The organism is Leifsonia sp. 10N434, from assembly GCF_056394405.1.
The window spans coordinates 680309-701098 of sequence record NZ_JBFTHV010000001.1 but is presented as its reverse complement, the minus strand read 5'-3'; the positions used below and the strand labels follow the sequence as shown (position 1 = coordinate 701098).

17 protein-coding genes are annotated in these 20790 nt (G+C 69.0%); 8 read left to right on the top strand and 9 right to left on the bottom strand.

Annotated features, from left to right (window positions below):
- Positions 1-46 precede the first annotated feature (46 nt).
- Together AC1DB1_RS03315 and AC1DB1_RS03310 are read right to left on the bottom strand one after the other, a co-directional pair.
- Entirely contained in the window at positions 47-907 is an 861-nt protein-coding gene (locus tag AC1DB1_RS03315; RefSeq protein ID WP_271177135.1) for an aldo/keto reductase, read from the bottom strand.
- A gap of 26 nt (positions 908-933) precedes the next feature.
- Positions 934-1905, bottom strand: a complete 972-nt coding sequence (locus AC1DB1_RS03310) for an aldo/keto reductase (RefSeq protein WP_271176737.1) — start codon at positions 1903-1905, stop codon at positions 934-936.
- 166 nt (positions 1906-2071) lie between these two features.
- On the opposite strand from AC1DB1_RS03310, the gene AC1DB1_RS03305 reads away from it, so the two are divergent.
- Positions 2072-2704 (top strand): MBL fold metallo-hydrolase, encoded by a 633-nt coding sequence (locus AC1DB1_RS03305; protein ID WP_477199774.1) that lies wholly within the window; start codon positions 2072-2074, stop codon positions 2702-2704.
- Between the two features lie 101 nt (positions 2705-2805).
- Here the strand turns inward: AC1DB1_RS03305 and AC1DB1_RS03300 are convergent, their stop codons facing one another.
- From AC1DB1_RS03300 to AC1DB1_RS03280, 5 genes are all read right to left on the bottom strand, one after another.
- Positions 2806-3093, bottom strand: coding sequence for a hypothetical protein (locus AC1DB1_RS03300; protein ID WP_271176739.1), 288 nt, complete (start codon positions 3091-3093; stop codon positions 2806-2808).
- A 72-nt stretch (positions 3094-3165) separates the two neighbouring features.
- Complete coding sequence (locus AC1DB1_RS03295) at positions 3166-3423, bottom strand: glutaredoxin family protein (protein WP_271176740.1); 258 nt, start codon at positions 3421-3423, stop codon at positions 3166-3168.
- Between the two features lie 109 nt (positions 3424-3532).
- Positions 3533-6046, bottom strand: a complete 2514-nt coding sequence (locus AC1DB1_RS03290) for an alpha-L-rhamnosidase-related protein (protein ID WP_477199773.1) — start codon at positions 6044-6046, stop codon at positions 3533-3535.
- Between the two features lie 67 nt (positions 6047-6113).
- Positions 6114-7016, bottom strand: coding sequence for a nucleotidyltransferase domain-containing protein (locus tag AC1DB1_RS03285; RefSeq protein WP_477199772.1), 903 nt, complete (start codon positions 7014-7016; stop codon positions 6114-6116).
- Positions 7017-7320: 304 nt separating this feature from the next.
- Positions 7321-8340, bottom strand: coding sequence for a LacI family DNA-binding transcriptional regulator (locus AC1DB1_RS03280; protein ID WP_477199771.1), 1020 nt, complete (start codon positions 8338-8340; stop codon positions 7321-7323).
- A 319-nt stretch (positions 8341-8659) separates the two neighbouring features.
- On the opposite strand from AC1DB1_RS03280, the gene AC1DB1_RS03275 reads away from it, so the two are divergent.
- The 7 genes from AC1DB1_RS03275 to AC1DB1_RS03245 all read left to right on the top strand — a co-directional run bounded on the left by AC1DB1_RS03275 (position 8660) and on the right by AC1DB1_RS03245 (position 18955).
- Complete coding sequence (locus AC1DB1_RS03275) at positions 8660-9967, top strand: ABC transporter substrate-binding protein (RefSeq protein ID WP_477199770.1); 1308 nt, start codon at positions 8660-8662, stop codon at positions 9965-9967.
- 115 nt (positions 9968-10082) lie between these two features.
- Positions 10083-11027 (top strand): carbohydrate ABC transporter permease, encoded by a 945-nt coding sequence (locus AC1DB1_RS03270; protein WP_271176745.1) that lies wholly within the window; start codon positions 10083-10085, stop codon positions 11025-11027.
- The gene (locus AC1DB1_RS03265; RefSeq protein ID WP_271176746.1) at positions 11024-11857 is read left to right on the top strand and encodes a carbohydrate ABC transporter permease; all 834 of its coding nucleotides are present in this window, start codon (positions 11024-11026) and stop codon (positions 11855-11857) included. Before AC1DB1_RS03270 ends, AC1DB1_RS03265 begins: the two co-directional genes overlap by 4 nt.
- 68 nt (positions 11858-11925) lie before the next feature.
- Complete coding sequence (locus tag AC1DB1_RS03260) at positions 11926-14196, top strand: alpha-L-rhamnosidase (protein ID WP_477199769.1); 2271 nt, start codon at positions 11926-11928, stop codon at positions 14194-14196.
- A 54-nt stretch (positions 14197-14250) separates the two neighbouring features.
- Complete coding sequence (rhaI, locus tag AC1DB1_RS03255) at positions 14251-15414, top strand: L-rhamnose isomerase (protein WP_477199768.1); 1164 nt, start codon at positions 14251-14253, stop codon at positions 15412-15414.
- Positions 15415-15416: 2 nt separating this feature from the next.
- Entirely contained in the window at positions 15417-17453 is a 2037-nt protein-coding gene (locus tag AC1DB1_RS03250) for a bifunctional aldolase/short-chain dehydrogenase (RefSeq protein ID WP_477199767.1), read from the top strand.
- Between the two features lie 11 nt (positions 17454-17464).
- Positions 17465-18955 carry a rhamnulokinase gene (locus tag AC1DB1_RS03245; RefSeq protein ID WP_477199766.1) on the top strand — a complete coding sequence of 497 codons (1491 nt, stop codon included), beginning with the start codon at positions 17465-17467 and terminating at the stop codon, positions 18953-18955.
- Positions 18956-19003: 48 nt separating this feature from the next.
- On the opposite strand, the gene AC1DB1_RS03240 is transcribed toward AC1DB1_RS03245, so the two are convergent.
- On the bottom strand, positions 19004-19297 hold the full coding sequence (locus tag AC1DB1_RS03240) for a putative quinol monooxygenase (protein ID WP_477199765.1): 294 nt from the start codon (positions 19295-19297) through the stop codon (positions 19004-19006).
- A gap of 194 nt (positions 19298-19491) precedes the next feature.
- Positions 19492-20790, bottom strand: a complete 1299-nt coding sequence (locus tag AC1DB1_RS03235) for an MFS transporter (protein ID WP_477200077.1) — start codon at positions 20788-20790, stop codon at positions 19492-19494.

Genomic DNA, 20790 nt, shown 5'->3' with positions numbered 1-20790 from the left:
CGCGGATGGGTGCGGGTGGGGCGGGTGGGGCGGGTGGGCGCGGCGCTCAGGCGGCGTCGAGCGCGGCGTACTCCTCGGGGGTGAGGTCGAGGTCGACGGCCGTGACCGAGTCGCGGATCGACTCCGGACGCGAGGCGCCGGGGATCGGGATCACGTGCGGGCTCTTCGCGAGGTGCCAGGCGAGTGCGACCACCTGCGGGCTCACGCCGCGGGCATCCGCCACCTGCTGGAACGGCGCGAACCGGTCTCCGAGCGCGCCCGCCGACTGGATGCCGCCCAGTGGGCTCCACGGAAGGAAGGCGATCCCCAGCTCGTCCGCGAGCACCAGCTCGGGCTCGCTCGACCGGAACGCCGGCGAGAACTGGTTCTGCACCGACGCCAGGCGGCCGCCCAGGATCTGCTGCGCCTGCCGGATCTGCGCCGGGTCCGCGTTCGAGATGCCCGCGAGGCGGATGACGCCCTCGTCCAGCAGGTCGCGGATGGCGCCGACGGAGTCCTCGTACGCGACGTCGGGGTCGGGACGGTGGAACTGGTACAGGCCGATCGCGTCGCCGCCGAGTCGGGCGAGCGAGGCCTTCGCCGCCTCCTTCAGGTACTCCGGTCGTCCGTTGACGGTCCAGCTGCCATCGCCCGGCCGCAGGTGACCGCCCTTCGTCGCGACCAGAACGCCGGATGCGTCCCCGCCCCAGCTGCGGATCGCGCCCGCGATCAGCGACTCGTTGTGACCGACCTCGTCAGCGTGCACGTGGTACGCGTCCGCAGTGTCGAAGAAGGTGACGCCGGCATCCAGTGCTGCGTGGATCGTGGCGATCGACCGCTCGTCGTCCGGGCGGCCCTCGATCGACATCGGCATTCCGCCCAGGCCGATCGCGCTGACCTCGAGGTCGCCGATCCTGCGTGTCTTCATCGTGGTGCCCTCCAGGCTGTCGGCGCTCACCAGGCGTAGTCCTCGGGTGCGGTCTTGTGGCCGGGGAAGATCTCGTCGAGACGGGCGAGCGCCGCGTCGTCGAGCTTCACCTCGAGTGCTCGAACCGCGGCATCCAGCTGTTCGCGGGTGCGCGGTCCGATGATCGGACCGGTCACGGCCGGCTGTGCGAGTAGCCAGGCCAGTGCGATGTCGCCCGGCTCGTGGCCGAGCTCGTCGGCGAAGGCCTCGTACGCCTCGATCGCCTCGCGGTGCGTGGCCAGCGTGTCGGCCGCGCGCCCCTCGAGCCGGCGCTTGCCCTCGTTCTGCTTGCGGATGACGCCGCCGAGCAGGCCACCGTGCAGCGGCGACCACGCGATCACGCCGACCCCGTTGGCCTGGGCGGCGGGCAGCACCTCGAGCTCGACGTCGCGGGTCAGCAGGTTGTAGATCGACTGCTCGCTGACGAGGCCGGTGTAGTTGCGGCGGCGGGCTTCGGCCTGCGCGGTGGCGATGTGCCAGCCGGCGAAGTTGCTCGACCCGGCGTACAGGATCTTGCCCTGCGCGACGGCGGTCTCCATTGCCTGCCAGATCTCGTCCCACGGCGTCGCGCGGTCGACGTGGTGGAACTGGTAGATGTCGATGTGGTCGGTCTGCAGGCGCTTCAGGCTCGCATCCAGCGCGCGCCGGATGTTCAGGGCCGAGAGCCTGCCCTCGTTGGGCCAGTCGCCCATGTCGCCGTAGAGCTTGGTGGCGAGCACCGTGCGCTCGCGCCGGCCGTCGCCCTTCGCGAACCAGTCGCCGACGATCGACTCGGTGGCGCCCTTGCCGCGGTGCTGGCCGTAGACGTTGGCCGTGTCGAAATAGTTGATGCCGTACTCGTGGGCCGCATCCATGATGGCGTGCGAGTCCTCATCGGGGGTCTGGGGCCCGAAGTTCATCGTTCCGAGAACCAGTCGCGAGACTTTCAGGCCGGATCGGCCCAGGTTTGTGTACTCCATAGCCTCAGCATCCGCTCGCACCAATCAGATGTCCAACAGGAGATCTGGATGGCATTCTGCAGCCCGAGTGCTGAATGGGATCCGGGTCTCCGGCGTCGTTTGCGCGGTGCCCGTCGCAGGCTTAGCCTGAGCGCGCATCCGACGGCGCCGCAGGAGACGAGGACCCATGAAGCAGCTCACCGACGGCGTCTTCCAATTGCAGAAGGCGCGGGGCGCGAACGCGTATCTCATCGCGGCGGGTGATCGCTCGGTGGTGATCGACACGGGCATCCGGTCTGGTGGCCCCGGGCTCATCGCCGAGTTGGCGGGCGCACGCCACGAGGTCCCGCCCGTGACGGACATCGTGCTCACCCACTACGACCCCGACCACGCCGGTGCGGCCGCCGCGCTGCAGCGGCAGACGGGGGCGAAGGTGTGGCTCGGGCGGGCGGACGCGGCCATCCTGCGCGGCGAGACGCCGCCGCCGACGCGTTCCCGGCGCATCCTGGCCCTGCGCGTTCAGGCGGACGAGCCGGCCGGCCTCGCCGAGCTGCCCGACGATGCGGAGGCCGAGGTCGTTCCGGAGCTGTTCGCGGTGCCGGCTCCCGGGCACACGCCCGGCCACCACGTGGTGAGCTGGCACGGTGTGGTGTTCTCCGGCGACGCCGTCCGGCTCTCCAAGGGCGCTCTCGAGCAGTTCCCGGCGTTCCTGATCAGCGACACGGGCCAGGCGTTGGAAACGGCGGCCCTGATCGCCGGGATGCGCCCGCGGCTCGTCTGTCCCGGTCACGGCGCGCCGGGCCTGCTCGCCGCCCGCTGACCGCGAGCGGTGCGAAATGTCGCTCAAATCGCAGGGATGACGGACATTCGGCACCGCTCGGCGGCACGGCTATGCGGTGGCGCGAGGGCGCGGCGACGCGGCTAGACCAGCGCGAAGACGAGCGACAGCACGAGCGGGAGCACCCCGATCACGATGAGGATGATGCCGCCGAAGAAGGCGATCGCCGACGGAACGGCGCCGCGCAGCGCGGCGTCCGCCCGGAGCCGCCCGCGAGACTGCAGGCCGAGCACGAGCGCGATCGCTCCGAGCACTCCGGACACCGCGGGGACCGCGATCAGCATCGTTCCGAGCACGACGGCAGCCAGACCGAGCACTGCCGCGCCCGACCACACCGGCCGTTCGGGCGCCGGCTGCGGGCTCGTGTCCATGCGGTCAGCCTAGTGAGCGCGGGGGAGCGCCGACAGACCCGTGGCCGAGCGGCGCTGCGGTGGCAAAGCGCCTCAGCGCGCGGCGAGCGCCTCGGTGAGTTCGGCGTCGGACGGCTCGACGAGGTGGGCGCCGTCGGGGAACACGATCACCGGGATGTTCGTGCGTCCGCTGATCGCGAGGGCGCGGTCGGCGGCCTCCGGCTGGGCGACGAGGTCGATGTACTCGTAGTCGGCGCCGACCCGGTCGAGGAGGGCCTTGGAGCGGATGCAGTCGCGGCACCAGTCCGCGCCGAACACGGTGACGCGGTCGAAAGTCTCAGGCGAAGTCATCCCACGATCCTATTTCGTCGCGGCTGAGAGTTCGGCGCGTGCGACCTGTGCGAAATGTGCGGTGCGAGCGGCGCCCGACCGCACATTTCGCAGAAGTCGATCGCGCGGGCTAGCCCGCGAGCTCGTGCCGGCCGGCGGGCAGGCTCGTCTCCGTCCCGTCCGGTGCCACCGCGACGACCGGCACCGGCGACTCGATCGTCACCGAGGTCGCATCCACGCGCACCTGGATCGACCCGAACGGTGTCGGCACCGAGCCCTCGGCGAACCCGAGCGTGCCGAGCGCCGGCGCCACCCGCGCGGCCGAGAATCCGGGAGCGTCCGGCGTGACGCCGAGCACGTACTGCACCAGGTCTTTCGTCGGGGTGCTGCTCCAGCCGTGCACCGGAGTGCCCCAGCCCCAGCATTCGCCGAAGGTGTCGTAGCCGTCGACCAGGAACTGCGACCAGCGCCGGATGAGCGTCACGAGGTCGCCGGCCCGGCCGGCTTCGGCGACCGCGTCGTGCACCAGATAGCTGTAGAACGGCTCCGCGATGACCACCTCGTGCTCGGCATCCCAGTCGATCCGCTGCACGCCCTTCATCTGGTCGGCGATCTTCTGCTGGTCGTACGAGCCGTCTTCGTTGCCGATCCAGGAGCGCACGACGAGCGTCGCCGGGTCGGTGACCGCGTCGATGATGCGGTTCCAGCGCGAACGCGGCGCGAGTCCGGACACGATCGCGGTGGCTCCCGCCGCCTGCGATGCGGCAGGCTGCACGACACCGTCGACGATGTGGTCGACGTACGTCCCGCGCGCCTCATCCCAGAAGTCCTCGAAACCGCCGGCGGCCCGCGCGTGCAGGTCGTCGGCCCAGGCCGCCGCCCCCTGGTTGCCGACGAAGCGGCTCAGCTCGGCGAACTCGCGCAACCCGCGGGCCCACAGTGCGGTGAGGAGGCTGCTGCGCCCGGTGACGAGCACGCTCGACCAGTCGACGAGGTTCCATTCCGGAACGTCGGCGATGGTGCCGCGCTCGTCCACGTACGGGAGGTACCAGCGGAGGATGCGCTCCACCGTCGGCAGCAGTGCGCGGAGCTCCTGCTCGTCGCCGATGTAGCGGTAGAGGTTGTGCACGCCGTGCACCCAGTGCATCGACCAGTCCGGGATCGTGAACCCGCCGGACGACTCGATCTCGCCGACCACGCTCATCGGCAGGATCCCGTCGTAGCGCGGCGAGTTGCCGAGGGCGATGTAGTTGCGGGCCATCCGCCAGTCGTCGTTCGTCGTGAGGTGGACGAGTTGGTGGACCACGCCGTCGCCCACCCAGGCACGCTGTTCCCGCGTGGGGCAGTCGGTGAACGCATCCTGCGCGTTCGCCTGCACGGTACGGATGCCCGCCGCGTAGAGTGCGTCGATCTCCGGGTCGTCGGAGCGGAAGAAGGCCGCTCCGACCTGCGGGTACAGGCGCTCCTGCACCTCGATGCCGTCGATCACGGCCTCCGCGTCGCCTCCGGTCACCAGGAGGTGCGCGAAGCGCATGCCGTTGACCTCGAACGCGTCGAAGCGGTCGTCGTGCCCGCGCGCGATGTAGCGGGCGCCCGTTTTCGGGATCGAGAAGCTCTCCGCCTCGTCCGAGCGGTGCGGGCGCTCGCGGTACAGCAGGTCGACAGTGGTTCCGGCGGCCGCGCGCAGCGACACGTGCACGGTACCCACGACGACGCGACCGAAGTCGAGGCTGACGATCGTGCCGGTACCGGCGCCGGATGGCACGGCCACCGGGAAGGACGCGGTCGCGTCGGCTGAGACGTCACGGCCATCGAGAGCCCGACGCACCCGCGACACCGGATGCTCGTCCGCGGCATCGGTGATCGGCAGGGCCGCGCTCACCCGGACCACGGCCGGGGTGACGAGCGCCCCGCCGACCGGAGCGGTGCCGCGCGGGATGAGCGCCCCGTACGGGTCGGTCGGCGGTTGCGTGCGCCCGAAGCCGCCGATGTGGCTCGCGGGCCGGAGGTGGGCGGTCGGCCAGCCGGAGTCGTCGAAGCCGGGCTGTTCCCAGTCCACAGGGAGGGCCCGCGCATCCACCAGTTCGACCGGAACGCCGTCGAGCCCTTCGAGCGACGGCGCCGTCCACGCGGTCGCACGGTGCACGAGCCACGTGTCGTCGGAGATGAGCCAGTCGTCGCCGAGCCTCGCCTCGAACACGAGCACGCCATCCAGCCCGAGTCCGCCGTTGGCGGCAGCCGGCTGCCAGAACGCCGTCGCGTCGCCGTAGAACGTGACCAGCACCGCGATGGTGTTCGTGCCCTGGCGCAGGAACGGAGCGAGATCGTACTCGTCGTACCGCAACCGGCGGGGCTGGGAGCGCGCCGGCCCGCGCCCGACCTCGGCGCCGTTGACGAAGAGCACGTAGCGGGAGTCCGCGGTGAGGCGCGCCGGCGCGGTCGACGGTACGGCGTCGAGCGAGACGGTGCTCCGGAAGATCGAGCGGTGGAACGGCGCTCGGGCATCGGACGTGCCGAGGCCGACCTCGGAGCCGCCGCCCGACGGGTCGGCGCCGATCCAGTGCGCCCGCCAGCCGATCCCGCCGAAGGCGGAGGCCGGGGAGGCGATGGTCGCGCGGGTGGATTCCAGCGTCTCGGTTGTCATGGTGGCCTGCTTTCTGCGTTGAACGTCAGGGTGGGGTTGACCGTCGAAGGTGGGGCGGGAGGAGAGGTCAGGAGTACTCGGGGGTCTTGGTGCGATAGCGCCAGGCCAGCTCGTTGTCGAGGATGAACGTCGACAGCGTCTCGTCGCGGGGCAGTGCGCCGCCGAAAGCGTCTTCGAGCGTGGCGAGCACCCGGTCCGCAGTTTGGCGGGTCGGATGCTCGACCAGCGCGACGAGGTCGGCGGCGAACCCTTCCGGCTGAGCCCGCAGCTCGCGCACCTGCTTCATGAGTTGCTTCGGGCCGCCGAAGAACGTGTGCTCGCGGGCGAGGAAGGCGCGTCCGGCCGACAGCGCGAGGTGCACCGCGGCGTGGTGGAGGAGGAAGGCGTCCCCGCTCTCGCTCGCCTGATCGAGGAAGTAGCCGCCGTGCAGCCGTGCCTGCGCGACGAACGAGGCGACGCGCGCATCCCAGCCGTCGTCGGCGACGAACCGGATGCGCTCGACGCGCTCGGCGAGATCGTCGACGCGGCTGAAGACGATGCGGGAGGTGGCGAACGAGGCGCGCACCGGATCGTCGCCGCGCTCGGCGGCGTCGTCGAGGTACGACAGCGTCGCGAGCTTCACGTCGAAGTAGCCGTCGGGGTAGTCGATCCCGTCTGTCTCCGTGAACATCAGACGGTTCACTCCGTAGGCCTCGTCCCAGCGCTCCTCGGTCACGACCAGGTAGAGGTCGACGTCGGAATCCGGGCGCTCGGTGCCGCGCGCGAGCGAGCCGGTCACGATGACGCCGAGGGTGCCGGGGTCAGACGCCACGCGGCGCACGTAGCGGTCGAGCGCTTCGTCGTGGTGCTTCACGGCCGACCCCGTTCCGGTCGTCGGCGCATGGCCCATCGGCAGGTGTCCGACCTCGACGGTCGCAGCGGTTCGACCACGACATTCCTTCCGCTCGATGCATCGTTGCGCGATCACCATAGCGCAGATCGTGACCAATTTGAATCGTTCAAATGATCGCGAGGACGAGCGAGCCGGGTCGTTCGCATACGTCAAGTGTCTGCGCTCCCAGGGATTCACTGCGATTCGGGCTGCGAGCGCCCGTGCCGCGCCCGTGCGTATGGCCGACCGATTGATTCGTTTTAGCGCGCACGATCCCGGCCGCCCGAGCCGCGCCGACGATTTGTGGCAATGCACGGGAATGGCGCGGTCAGAGTCGACTTCTGCCACAAATCGCCGACCGCGACAGGCAAGCGCCGCGCGCGCCAGGAGCGCGCCGGCGGCGCTACGCCGGCGGCGCGCTCGCGCTGCTCGCCCGCACCACGAGTTCCGGCTGGTACAGGATCTGCCGCGGCTCGAGGTCGGGGTCGTCCGCTTCTTCGAGCAGGATCTGCACCGCCGTCTCGCCGATCAGCCGGCTCGGCTGCCGGATCGAGGTCAGCGGGACCACGGAAGCGCTGGCGAACAGGATGTCGTCGTAGCCGACGAGCGCGATCTCGTCGGGGATGGCGATCTCGCCCTGCATGTTGAGCGCCTGGAGCAGGCCGATCGCAAGCAGGTCGTTCGCGGCGAAGATGCCGTCGGGCCGCGCCGACGGCGCACGCTCCACGATCGCCTCGCCGGCTCGTCGGCCCTCCTGCACCGTCAATCCGTTCACGACGATGACCTCGAGCGTGACGCCCGGATGCGCGGCGGCCGCCTGTCGCGCGCCCTGCAGGCGGTCGCTCACCTGGCGGATCTCCGTCGGGCCGCCGACGACTGCGATGCGACGCCGCCCCGACTCGATGAGGTGCGAGACCGCGAGGGCGCCACCCGCGACGTCGTCGACGGAGACCGAACTGAAGGAGAGGTCGTTGCTCACGCGGTCGACGAGCACGGCGGGGATGCCGCGCTGCCGCATCCGGCGCAATCGTGGGACCACATTGCCGACCGGCGAGATCAGCACGCCGCGCACGCGCAGTTCCTCGAACAGGTTGAGGTAGCCCGACTCCCTGTCTTTCTTCTCGTTGCTGTTGCCGGCGATGACCGAGTAGCCCGCGGAGGCCGCGCTGTCTTCGGCGGCCGTCGTGAGCTCGGTGAAGAACGGGTTGCTGCCGCTGAGCGTGATCACGCCGAGCGCGTTGCTGTGACCGACGCGCAGCTGCCTGGCCGCCTCGTTGCGCACGTAGGAGAGCTTCTCCATGGCGAGCGTGACGCGCTCGACAGTGTCGGGGGAGACGATCTCGGGACGGTTGAGCACGTTCGAGACGGTGCCGATCGAGACGCGAGCGAGTGCTGCGACGTCCTTGACGCTGGGCGAAACCATAGCCGTCCTTTCCGCTTCGCATTCTAGGTGGCCCGAGCATTGAAACGTTAACGGCCGCGAACTTCTTTTGTTGTGGCGCGCACCTATTGGCGATCCGTTCATTGAACACCTTATCGGCCGGATGCCCGGCTTGGCCGGGGCCCGCACGCTACGCAATGCGGCCTTCCGCATCATCTCTAAACGGAGAATTCCTCCGTTGCTGAATCGTTACAATTCGCTCTTGACGCACATCCAGGGCGCACCTATCTTCAAATGAAGCGTTTCAATGCGAACCCGAATCCCCCATCGGGAGCTGCGGCGCCAATACAAGGAGGTATTCATGTTCTCTCGTAAGACGACGGCGCGCGCTGTCGCCATATTCGGTGGGGCGGCCCTCGCGGCCCTCACCCTCGTCGGGTGTTCATCGAGCGGTGGCTCGGGATCATCCTCGATCACGCTGATGGCCGGAGGCAACGATCCGGCCGCCACGTCGTTCGCCAACGCGCTGGCGAAGGGGTTCATGAAGGAGAACCCCTCGATCAAGGTGAAGGTGAACACGCGTCCGGCCGGTACGGACGGTGACAACCTGATCAAGACCCGACTGTCCACCGGCACCATGGACGACGTATTCCTGTACAACTCGGGCTCGCTGTTCCAGGCCCTGCACCCCGACACCCAGCTTCAGCCGCTCACCGACGAGTCCTGGGTGAAGAACATCACGGACGACTTCAAGAAGACGGTCAGCACCGACAAGGCCACCTACGGCGCACCGACGGGCACCACCTTCGACGGCGGCGTCATGTACAACAAGAAGGTCTACGAGAAGCTCGGGCTCACCGTTCCCAAGACCTGGGACGAGTTCATCAGCAACAGCGAGAAGATCAAGGCCGCCGGGATCACCCCGGTGATCCAGTCGTACGGAGACACCTGGACCAGCCAGCTCTTCGTGCTCGCCGACTTCGCCAACATCAGTGCGGCCGACCCGAACTGGGCCGACGACTACACGAACAACAAGGCGAAGTACTCGAACCCGCCCGCGCTGGCCGGCTTCACGCACACGCAGGAGATCTTCGACAAGGGTCTGATGAACAAGGACTACGCGTCGCTCACCAACGTGAACGCACTGAAGATGCTCGCGACCGGTGCCGGCGCCCAGTACCCGATGATCACCGCGGTGATCAGCAACGTGCTGCAGTCCAACCCCGACCAGGTCAACGACATCGGCTACTTCGCCATGCCGACCGAGTCGGGCGACCCGAGCGCGACCGTGTGGGAGCCGGGCGGCGCCTACATCCCGAAGTCGACGACCGGCGACAAGCTGACGTCGGCGAAGAAGCTCGTCGCCTTCATCAACTCTCCCGCAGGCTGCGACATCCAGAACAAGGCCGCAACAGCGGCCGGTCCGTTCGCGATCAGCACCTGCACGGTCCCGGATGACGCGCCGGGCCTCGTGAAGGATGAGCTGGCGTACCAGGATGCCAAGAAGACCGGTCTGGCGCTCGAGTTCCTCTCCCCGATCAAGGGACCGAACCTCGAGAAGATCCTCATCCAGGTCGGCTCCGGCATCTCCACCGGTAAGGCGGGTGCGGCCCTCTACGACAACGACGTGAAGGCTCAGGCCCAGCAGCTCGGACTCAAGGGCTGGTAAGCCTCACACCGATGCAGCGCCTCCGGGCGTAGCGTCTCAGCACCAGGGGCCACGGCCACCCGGCCGTGGCCCCTGGTGCAACGCACCGCAGATCCATACTCGACGAGGAGTAAACATGTCGACGGCAACACCTGCGACCGCCATCCAAGCGGCCGACATCGTCACAGAGGGGCGCGTCGCTCACGGCCCCAAGAAGCGGCGACCGATCAAGTCGTACTACCCGACCTGGTTCTTCATACCGGCCCTGGTGCTGTACGTGGTCTTCTTCGCTCTCCCGACATTCTCGTCGTTCTACTTCTCGCTGACCCGCTGGTCGCTGTTCGACTCGACGTTCATCGGGTTCGACAACTTCGTGCAGTTCTTCAGCGACCCCCAGCTGTACACGAGCTTCATCCACACCCTGATCTACGCCGTGCTCACGTCGGGCGCCAAGGTGATCATCGGGTTCTTCCTGGCGCTGCTCCTCACGAGCCCCGTCATCGGCCGCGGCTACCTCCGCGCCGTCGTCTTCTTCCCGGTGCTGATCTCGACCATCGGCGTCGGCATCATGTTCAAGTCGCTCCTCGACCCGTTCCACGGAATGGTGAACGCGGTGCTCGGCTTCTTCGGGCTCCCGCAGCCCGGCTGGTTCACCGACCCGAACCTCGCGCTCTACACGATCGCCGGTGTCGACATCTGGAAGGGCGTCGGAATCGCGACGCTCATCTTCATGGCCGGCATCGTCGCCATCCCGACCGAGTACTTCGAGGCGGCGCGCATCGACGGCGCCGGGTACTGGAAGATCCTGCGCCAGATCACCATCCCGCTCTCCCGGGGTGCGACCGCGACCGTGATCATCCTGTCGCTCATCGGCGGCCTCCGGTCGTTCGACATCATCTGGGCGACCACCGGCGGCGGCCCCGGCTTCACCAGCGACGTTCTCGCCTCCGTGATCTACAAGCAGTACCAGGCGGGATTCTTCGGCCTCTCGACCGCCGGCAACGTGGTGCTGTTCCTCGTGGTCACGGTGATCATGGTCCCCCTCTCGTACTTCCTCAACCGAAAGCAGGTGGAACTGTGACCCGCGAACGCACCAGGGCCTGGATCGTCGGCACCATCGCGATCCTCGTTTCCATCGTCGTCTTCCTCGTCCCGTTCGCGTTCGTGCTACTGCAGGCCGCCAAGTCGCCGTCGGAGGCCTCGGACCTCGCCTTCTCCTGGCCGAAGCAGTTCATGTTCTTCCAGAACCTGGTGGACACCCTGACCTCGAACGACGGAGTCATCGGGCGCGCCATCATCAACAGCGCTGTGCTCACGATCTTCTCGGTTCTGCTGATGGTGATCATCTCGGCGATGGCCGGCTACATCCTGGCCCGCAAGCGCAGCAAGTGGGGACCCGTCGTCAACTTCTTCGTGCTGGCCGGCCTCATCGTGCCTCCCGCCGTCGTGCCGACCATCTGGGTGCTGCAGGGTCTCAAGCTGTTCGGGACGCTGCCGGGCATGATCCTGGTGGAGACCACCTTCGGGCTGTCGTTCTGCATCCTGCTCTTCCGCGCGTTCGTCGGGAACATCCCGCGCGAGCTCGACGAGGCGGCCGTGCTCGACGGCGCCGGCCCGGTGCGGATGTTCCTGCGGGTTGTGCTTCCGCTGCTCCGGCCGGTGATCGTCACGGTGATCGTCGTGCAGGCCGTCTTCGTCTTCAACGACTTCGCCGGTCCGCTGTACTTCCTGCCGGGCGACCAGAACGTGACCGTGCAGCTCGCGCTGTACACCTTCTCCGGCCAGAACCTGAGCTTCTACAACCTGCTCTTCATGGCCATCTTCCTCATCACCATCCCGCCGCTCGTCGCCTACATCTTCTTCAACAGGCAGATCGTCGCCGGCATGACCAGCGGTGCCGTCAAGGGCTGACCCGCCCGCCGACGCCACCGCACCAACGACCCATCCGTCACCGACCGAAACACAATGGAGAATTCTCAATGAACTGGCAAGCTCGCATGATCGCAGCCGATGACGACTTCAACGGAGCACCGCTGCTCCGCAGCGAATTCACGCTCGACGAAGGCCACGGAGCCGTGACCGGCGCGACGCTGACGCTCACCGCCCAGGGCGTCGTCGAGGCGTGGCTGAACGGCCGGCCGGTCTCCGACGACCTGCTGACGCCCGGCTGGAGCAGCTACGAGTGGCGCCTCCGTTACGCCACCTACGACGTGACCGGCCTGATCGACGACACGAGCGTCCTCGGTCTCGCCCTCGGCAACGGCTGGTTCCGGGGCCGCCTGGGCTGGTCGGGACGTGGAGAGTTCTACGGCACGGAGCTCGGCGCCTTCGCGCAGCTCGAGGTGACGTTCGCCGACGGCGCGACGCAGACCGTCGTCACCGACGAGAGCTGGACGGCCGGCCCGAGCGCGGTGCTCGCCAACGACCTGTACGACGGCGAGACCATCGACGCCCGCCGCCGCGACGACGCCTGGCGCCGGCCCGGATTCTCCGGTGAGGGCTGGGTGGGAGTGCACGCCCTCGACGTCGACACCTCGATCCTCACCCCGTATGTCGGCCCGAAGGTCACCCGCTGGAACGAGCTGCCGGTGAAGGCGATCACGACGTCGCCGTCCGGTAAGACGCTGATCGACTTCGGGCAGAATCTGGTCGGCTGGGTGCGCGTCAGCGTGCAGGGTCCCGAGGGCTCCGAGGTGTCGATCAAGCACGCCGAGGTGCTCGAGCACGGTGAGCTGGGCACGCGCCCGCTGCGCACGGCCCTGGCGACCGACCGCTACATCCTGAGCGGTGGCGAGGACGTCTTCGAGCCGACGTTCACCTTCCACGGCTTCCGCTACGCCGAGATCACCGGATGGCCGGGCGAGCTGAAGCCCGAGGATCTCACGGCGGTCGCGATCGGCTCCGACCTCGAACGGATCGGCACCTTCCGCAGTTCCGACCCGATGCTGAACCAGTTCCACGAGAACGTCGTGTGGGGGATGCGCGGCAACTTCGTCGACGTGCCCACCGACTGCCCGCAGCGCGACGAGCGCCTCGGCTGGACCGGCGACATCGCCGCCTTCGCGCCGACCGCCGCCTTCCTGTACGACATCGACGCCTTCCTCAGTGACTGGCTGCGCGACCTCGCGCTCGAGCAGGAGCACCAGGACGACGTCATCCCGTACGTGGTCCCCGACGTTCTCAAGTACCTCGAGAAGCCGGGCGGCTTCCCCGAGACCGACTCCACCGCGATCTGGAGCGACGCCGGCGTCTGGGTCCCGTGGACCCTCTACCAGGCCTACGGCGACAAAGAGGTGCTGGCGAACCAGTTCGCCTCGATGACCGGGCATGTGCGCCGCGTGCACTCCAAGCTCTCGGCGAACGGCCTGTGGGACACGGGCTTCCAGTTCGGCGACTGGCTCGACCCGGATGCCCCGCCGGAGGACCCCGCCAAGGCCAAGGCCGACACCGGGGTGGTGGCGACGGCGTGCGCCTTCCACTCGGCGACGATCGTCGCCGAGACGGCGAAGATCCTCGGCCGCGACGCCGAGTACGCCGAGTTCTCGACGATCGCCGCCGACCTCCGTGCCGCGTTCAACGAGCACTACGTCGACAACGGGCGAGTGTTCAGCGACTGCACCACGGTGTACGCGCTCGCGATCGTCTTCGACCTGCTCGACGCAGCGGATGAGGCCGTGGCGGGCGACCGCCTCGCCGAACTCGCCGCGGAGGCCGGCTACCGCATCTCGACCGGATTCGCCGGCACTCCGTTCATCACCGATGCGCTCACCCGCACCGGCCACCTGGACGACGCATACAAGCTGCTCCTCGAGAAGGAGTGCCCGTCGTGGCTCTACCCGGTCACCATGGGTGCCACCACGGTGTGGGAGCGCTGGGACTCGATGCTGCCGGACGGCACCATCAACCCGGGGGAGATGACCTCGTTCAACCACTACGCCCTCGGCGCCGTGGCCGACTGGATGCACCGCGTCGTCGGCGGGATCGCCCCGCTGGCTCCCGGATACTCCTCCGTGCTCATCGCGCCCCAGCCCGGCGGCGGTCTCACCGAGGCCGAGACCGCGCTCGAGACCCCCGCCGGCCGTGTTGCTGTGCAGTGGACCGTTTCGGACGACCAGCTCAGCGTCACGGCTGAGATTCCCGAGGGCGTCACCGGCGTCCTCCGTCTTCCCGGTCAGGACGACCGTGCGATCGAGGGAGGCCGGGTGTCGGTGACGGTGCCCGTTCTCGACACGGTCGGCGCCCGCTCCTAGACCCCGACACCACCGACGCCGGCTCCACCGCGAACCAGAAACGAATGAACTGACATGACTGATCTCACCGACATCACAACGCCGCTCGCCGCGCAGGCGATCGAACTGCCGTCTTGGGCGTTCGGTAACTCAGGCACCCGGTTCAAGGTGTTCGGGTCGCCGGGGACGCCGCGCGATCCGTTCGAGAAGATCTCGGATGCCGCGCAGGTGCACAAGCACACCGGCCTTGCGCCCACGGTCGCGTTGCACATCCCGTGGGACCTGGTGGACTCCTACTCCGACCTGCGCAAGCACGCGGAGGACAACGGGGTCGGGCTCGGCACCGTCAACTCGAACACCTTCCAGGACGACGACTACAAGCTGGGCTCGGTGACGCACTCCGACCCCAAGATCCGCCAGAAGGCGATCGACCACCACTTCGCGTGCATCGACGTGATGAACGAGACGGGGTCGCGAGACCTCAAGATCTGGCTGGCCGACGGCACCAACTATCCGGGTCAGGATGACATCAGGGCCCGCCAGGATCGCCTCGCCGATTCGCTCGCGAAGATCTACGAGCGGATCGGCGAGGACCAGCGTCTCGTCCTCGAGTACAAGTTCTTCGAGCCGGCGTTCTATCACACGGATGTCCCGGACTGGGGGACCAGCTACGCCCACACCGCCGCGCTCGGTGACCGCGCGTTCGTCTGCCTCGACACCGGCCACCACGCGCCGGGCACGAACATCGAGTTCATCGTCGCGCAGCTGCTGCGCCTCGGAAAGCTGGGCTCGTTCGATTTCAACTCGCGGTTCTACGCCGACGACGACCTCATCGTGGGTGCCGCCGACCCGTTCCAGCTGTTCCGCATCCTGTACGAGGTCATCCGCGGCGGCGGCTACGCCAATCCGGATGTCGCGTTCATGCTCGACCAGTGCCACAACATCGAGAAGAAGATCCCCGGCCAGATCCGGTCGGTGCTCAACGTGCAGGAGATGACGGCCAGGGCACTGCTCGTCGACACCGAGGCGTTGAAGAAGGCGCAGGCCTGCGGCGACGTTCTCGGCGCCAACGGCATCCTGATGGACGCGTTCTACTCGGATGTGCGCCCGGCGCTCGCCGAATGGCGCGAGTCCCGCGGTCTGCCGGGTGACCCGATGAAGGCGTACGCCGCATCCGGATACCAGGAGAAGATCGAGGCCGACCGCGTCGGCGGCACCCAGGCCGGCTGGGGGGCGTGAGCATGGCGAATCCTGCTGTCGCCGATCTGATCGCGCGCTCCAACAGGCTGGGCTCCGACCCGCGTAACACCAACTACGCCGGCGGCAACACGTCGGCCAAGGGCACCGAGACCGACCCGGTCACCGGCGAGCCGGTGGAGCTGCTCTGGGTCAAGGGCTCCGGCGGCGACCTCGGCACGCTCACGGAGCCGGGGCTCGCGGTGCTGCGCCTCGACCGGCTGCGCGCGCTGGCCGACGTGTACCCGGGCGTCGAGCGCGAGGACGAGATGGTCGCCGCGTTCGACTACACCCTGCACGGAAAGGGCGGCGCTGCACCGTCGATCGACACCGCGATGCACGGGCTCGTGGATGCGGCGCATGTCGACCACCTGCATCCGGACTCCGGCATCGCGATCGCGACCGCCGCCGACGGAGAGGAGCTGACGCAGAAGGCGTTCGGCTCGCGTGTCGCATGGGTGCCGTGGCGTCGTCCCGGGTTCCAGCTGGGGCTCGACATCGCGGCGATCAAGCGCGACAACCCGGATGCCGTCGGTGCGATCCTCGGCGGTCACGGCATCACCGCGTGGGGCGACACCTCTGAGGAGGCCGAGGCCAACTCGCTGTGGATCATCGAGACCGCCGCCGCGTACATCGCGGAGCACGGGCGTCCGGAGCCGTTCGGAACCGGCTTGGCCGGTTACGAGCCGCTGGAGCCCGCCGAGCGCCTGGCCAAGGCTGCCGCTCTGGCCCCGCACATCCGGGCGCTGGCCTCGACCGACCGCGCACAGGTGGGCCACTTCACCGACGCCGACGTCGTGCTCGACTTCCTCGCGTCGTCGGAGCACCCGCGCCTCGCCGCGCTCGGCACCTCGTGTCCCGACCACTTCCTGCGCACCAAGGTGAAGCCGCTCGTGCTCGATCTCCCGGCCGACGCGTCGATCGAGGACTCCGTCGCGCGCCTGGAGGACCTGCACGAGCAGTACCGCGCCGACTACCAGGCGTACTACGACCGCCATGCGACGCCGGACTCCCCGGCCATCCGCGGCGCCGACCCGGCGATCGTGCTGATCCCCGGCGTCGGGATGTTCTCCTACGGCGCGAACAAGCAGACCGCGCGCGTCGCCGGCGAGTTCTACATCAACGCCATCAACGTGATGCGCGGCGCCGAGTCGCTCTCGACCTACGCCCCGATCGACGAGGCGGAGAAGTTCCGCATCGAGTACTGGGCGCTCGAAGAGGCCAAGCTGCAGCGGATGCCCACGCCGAAGCCGCTCGCATCGCGGATCGCGCTCGTGACCGGCGCCGCCTCCGGAATCGGCAAGGCGATCGCCACCCGGCTCGCGGCCGAGGGCGCGTGCGTCGTGATCGCCGACCTCGACCTCGAGAAGGCGCAGGCCGCCGCTGCCGAGATCGGGTCGACGGATGTCGCGATCGGTGTGGTCGCGAACGTCACCGACGAGTCGGCGGTGCAGCACGCGGTGGATGCGGCCCTGCTCGCGTTCGGCGGCCTCGACCTGGTCGTCAACAACGCCGGGCTCTCGCTGTCGAAGTCGCTGCTGGAGACGACGGTGGCCGACTGGGACCTGCAGCACAACGTGATGGCGAAGGGCTCGTTCCTCGTGTCGCGGGCGGCGGCCCGGGTGCTGATCGACCAGAAGCTCGGCGGCGACATCGTCTACATCTCGTCGAAGAACTCGATCTTCGCGGGGCCCAACAACATCGCGTACTCGGCCACGAAGGCCGACCAGGCGCACCAGGTGCGACTGCTGGCCGCGGAACTCGGCGACCACGGCATCCGGGTGAACGGGATCAACCCCGACGGGGTCGTGCGCGGCTCCGGCATCTTCGCCGGCGGCTGGGGCGCCAAGCGTGCTGCGGTCTACGGGGTGCCGGAGGAGGAGCTGGGCCAGTACTACGCGCAGCGCACGCTGCTGAAGCGGGAGGTGCTCCCCGAACACGTGGCCAACGCGGTGTTCGTGCTCTGCTCGTCCGATCTCGACCACACCACCGGCCTGCACATCCCTGTGGATGCCGGTGTCGCGGCGGCTTTCTTGCGATGAGCGCGACGGCGATGAGTCGCACGGGAACGGTCGCCGCGGTCGATCTGGGCGCGACCAGCGGCCGGGTGATGCTCGGACGGGTCGGGCCGAACGAGCTGGCCCTCACCGAGGCCGCGCGGTTCCCGAACACGCCGGTGCAGCTCTGGGAGGGCGACCGCCCGGGGCTGCACTGGAACATCGTCGAGCTGTTCCGCAGTGTGAGCGACGGGCTGGGGTCGGCGCTGCGAGCAGAGCCGGGCATCCTGAGCGTCGGGGTCGATGCGTGGGCGGTCGACTACGGGCTGCTCCGCGGCGGAGTGCTGCAGAGCGTTCCGTACCACTACCGCGACGAGCGGTCGGCGCCGGGCACGGCACTCGTCCACGACCGGGTGACGGCGGCCGCGCTGTATCAGCAGAACGGGCTGCAGTACCTGCCGTTCAACTCGCTCTACCAGCTCGCCGTCGACCGGGTCGACGGGCGCCTGGCAGACGTGGATGCTCTGCTGCTCATCCCGGACCTGTTCACGTACTGGCTGAGCGGCTCGGCGATCGCGGAACGTACGAACGCGTCGACGACGGGGTTGCTCACCGCCGCCGGAGCGTGGAATCTGCCGCTGATCGATGCGCTGGAATTGCCGCGCGGGCTGTTCCAGCCGGTGGTCGAGGCGGGGACGACGGTCGGCTCGCTGCTGCCGAGCGTGCTGTCGCAGGTGGGTGCCGGGTCGTCGGGTGCGGGTGCGGGTGCGGGTCGGCCGGCGCGTGCGGGCGGGCCGGTGGTCACCGCGGTGGGGTCGCACGACACGGCGTCCGCCGTGGTGGCCGTGCCGATGGGCTCGACGAACGCGGCGTACATCTCGTGCGGAACCTGGGGTCTCGTGGGTGTCGAGCTCGAGCATCCGGTGCTCACCGAGACGGCCCGCGCGGCGAACTTCACGAACGAGGGCGGCGTCGACGGTCGGGTGCGATTCCTGCACAACGTCATGGGCCTGTGGCTGCTGAGCGAGTCGATCCGCACCTGGCAGGCGCGCGGGATCGACGCGGACCTGGTGACGCTGCTGGCGCGTGCGGAGGAATCGACGTCGCCGGTACCGATTTTCGACGCGGATGATCCGCGATTCCTGGCGCCGGGGGATCTGCCCGCCCGCATCGACGAGTGGTGCGCGGAGCACGGCGTTCGGGCGCCGCAGAACCCGGTGGAGTACGTGCGCAGCATCGTCGAGAGCCTCGCGGACGCGTTCGCGCGCGCGGTCGAGGCGGCCGGCGCGCTGTCGGGCAGGGCCATCGACACGGTGCACATCGTCGGCGGGGGAGCGCGCAATCGGCTGCTCTGCCAGTTGGTGGCCGACCGCACTGGGCTGCCGGTGCTGGCCGGACCGGTGGAGGCGACGGCGCTCGGCAATGTGCTCGTGCAGGCGCGGGCGCAAGGGCTGGTGGCGGGCGACCTCGAGACGCTGCGGGCGCTGGTCGCTCGCGTGTTCGCGCCGGCGCTCTTCGAGCCGCGTCACGCGGCCGTGCGCCGCTGAGGGCCCGTGTGCCGCTACACGGCCGTGCGCCGCTGAGCGCTGTGGCGGCTAGAGCGCGACGGCGTCGGCGAAGCGGGTGAGGGTCGGCGGCTCGGCGAGGTAGGCGCCGAGGCCGGACGCTCCGGGGCCCGCGCGCCAGGCGCGGTACGCGTCGTCGTGGTCGAGAGACTCCCAGTGCTCGATCGCGATCACGTGGGAGGGGTCTACGACATCCGTGACGACCTGCACACCGAGGCAGCCGTCGAACGCGCGCGTATCGGCGAGGATGTCGAGCAGCGCGCGGGGTCCGTCGTCGAGATGGTCGGCGGCGAAGCGCATGTCGAGCAGCGAGGTGACTGTCATGCCTCCGACGCTACTCCGGCCCGGCCCGCCCGCCCGGCCCGGCCCGCCCGCCCGGCCCGGCCCGGCCGGCCCGGCCACCGCTCGATCGTCGTTTGCCACTTGATGCGGTTCATCGGGCTGCCGGACCGCATCGACTGGCAAACGACGGCCGGCGGGAGTGCGGGAGGGGCGTGTGGACGAGGGCGGGGGCGCGCTCAGGAGGCGCGGGCCGCCGTCACCTCGGTCTCGGCGAGCTCCTCGCGCACCTCGGCACGGGCATCCAGTGTCAGTCGGGGCCGCCACGCGGTGAAACGGAGCCGCAGGTTGCGGTACTTCACCAGGTACACGACGCCGACCAGCGCCGCAGCGAATCCGGATGCCGCCCCGACCCCGAGCGCCCACCGGGCTCCGAACGTGTCGGCCACCCAGCCGACGATGGGGGCGCCGATGGGCGTTCCGCCCATGAAGATCGCCATGTAGATCGCCATCACGCGTCCGCGCAACTGCGGATCCGTGGTCATCTGCACCGTTCCGTTGGCCGTGGTCATGAGGGTCTGCGACGAGACGCCGATGATGATCAGCGCGAGTGCGAACAGCCAGTACTCGGGCATCACGGCCGCGATGGCGCATCCGAAACCGAAGAACGCGGCCCCGGCGAAGAGCAGCGAGACGCGTGGGCGCTCCCGCCGTGCCGACAGCAGTGCACCGACGACCGATCCGATCGCCATGATCGACGAGAGCAGGCCGAACTCGCCCGCCCCCTTGTGGAACACGCTCACCGACATCGTCGAGATGAAGATCGGGAAGTTCAGGCCGAAGGTCCCGATCAGGAACACCATCACGAGGATCACCATGATGTCGGGGCGGCGGCGCACGTAGCGGAAGCCCTCGATCAGCCCACCGCGCTTCTTCGACGCGCGCTCGGAGCGGTACAGCTTGTCGACCTTCAGGAACTTCAGCGAGAGCAATACCGCGCCGAACGTCGCCGCGTTGATCAGGAACACCCAGCCCGCGCCGACGACCGCCGTGAGCAGTCCGGCCACGGCGGGGCCGATCAGTCGCGCTGTGTTGAACGACGCCGAGTTGAGCGCCACCGCGTTCGAGAGGTTCGGGCCGGCGACGAGCTCGGAGACGAACGTCTGCCGGGCGGGGGCGTCGAAGGCGGCGACGCAGCCGAGCAGCGCCGCGAACACGTAGACGTGCCACAACTGCACCGCTCCGCTGATCGTCAGGATGCCCAGGCCGAGACCCAGCGCGCCCATCGCGCCCTGCGTCGCCATCAGCAGCTTGCGGCGGTCGAGGCGGTCGGCCGCCCATCCGGTGACGGGAAGCAGCAGCAGCGCCGGTGCGAACTGCAGCGCCATCACGAAACCGACGGCCGCTGCGTTGTTGTGGGTGAGCTGGGTGAGCACGATCCAGTCCTGGGCCGTGCGCTGCATCCAGGTGCCGACGTTGGACACGATCGCTCCGCCGGCCCAGATGCGATAGTTCACGCCCGACAGGGAGCGGAACAT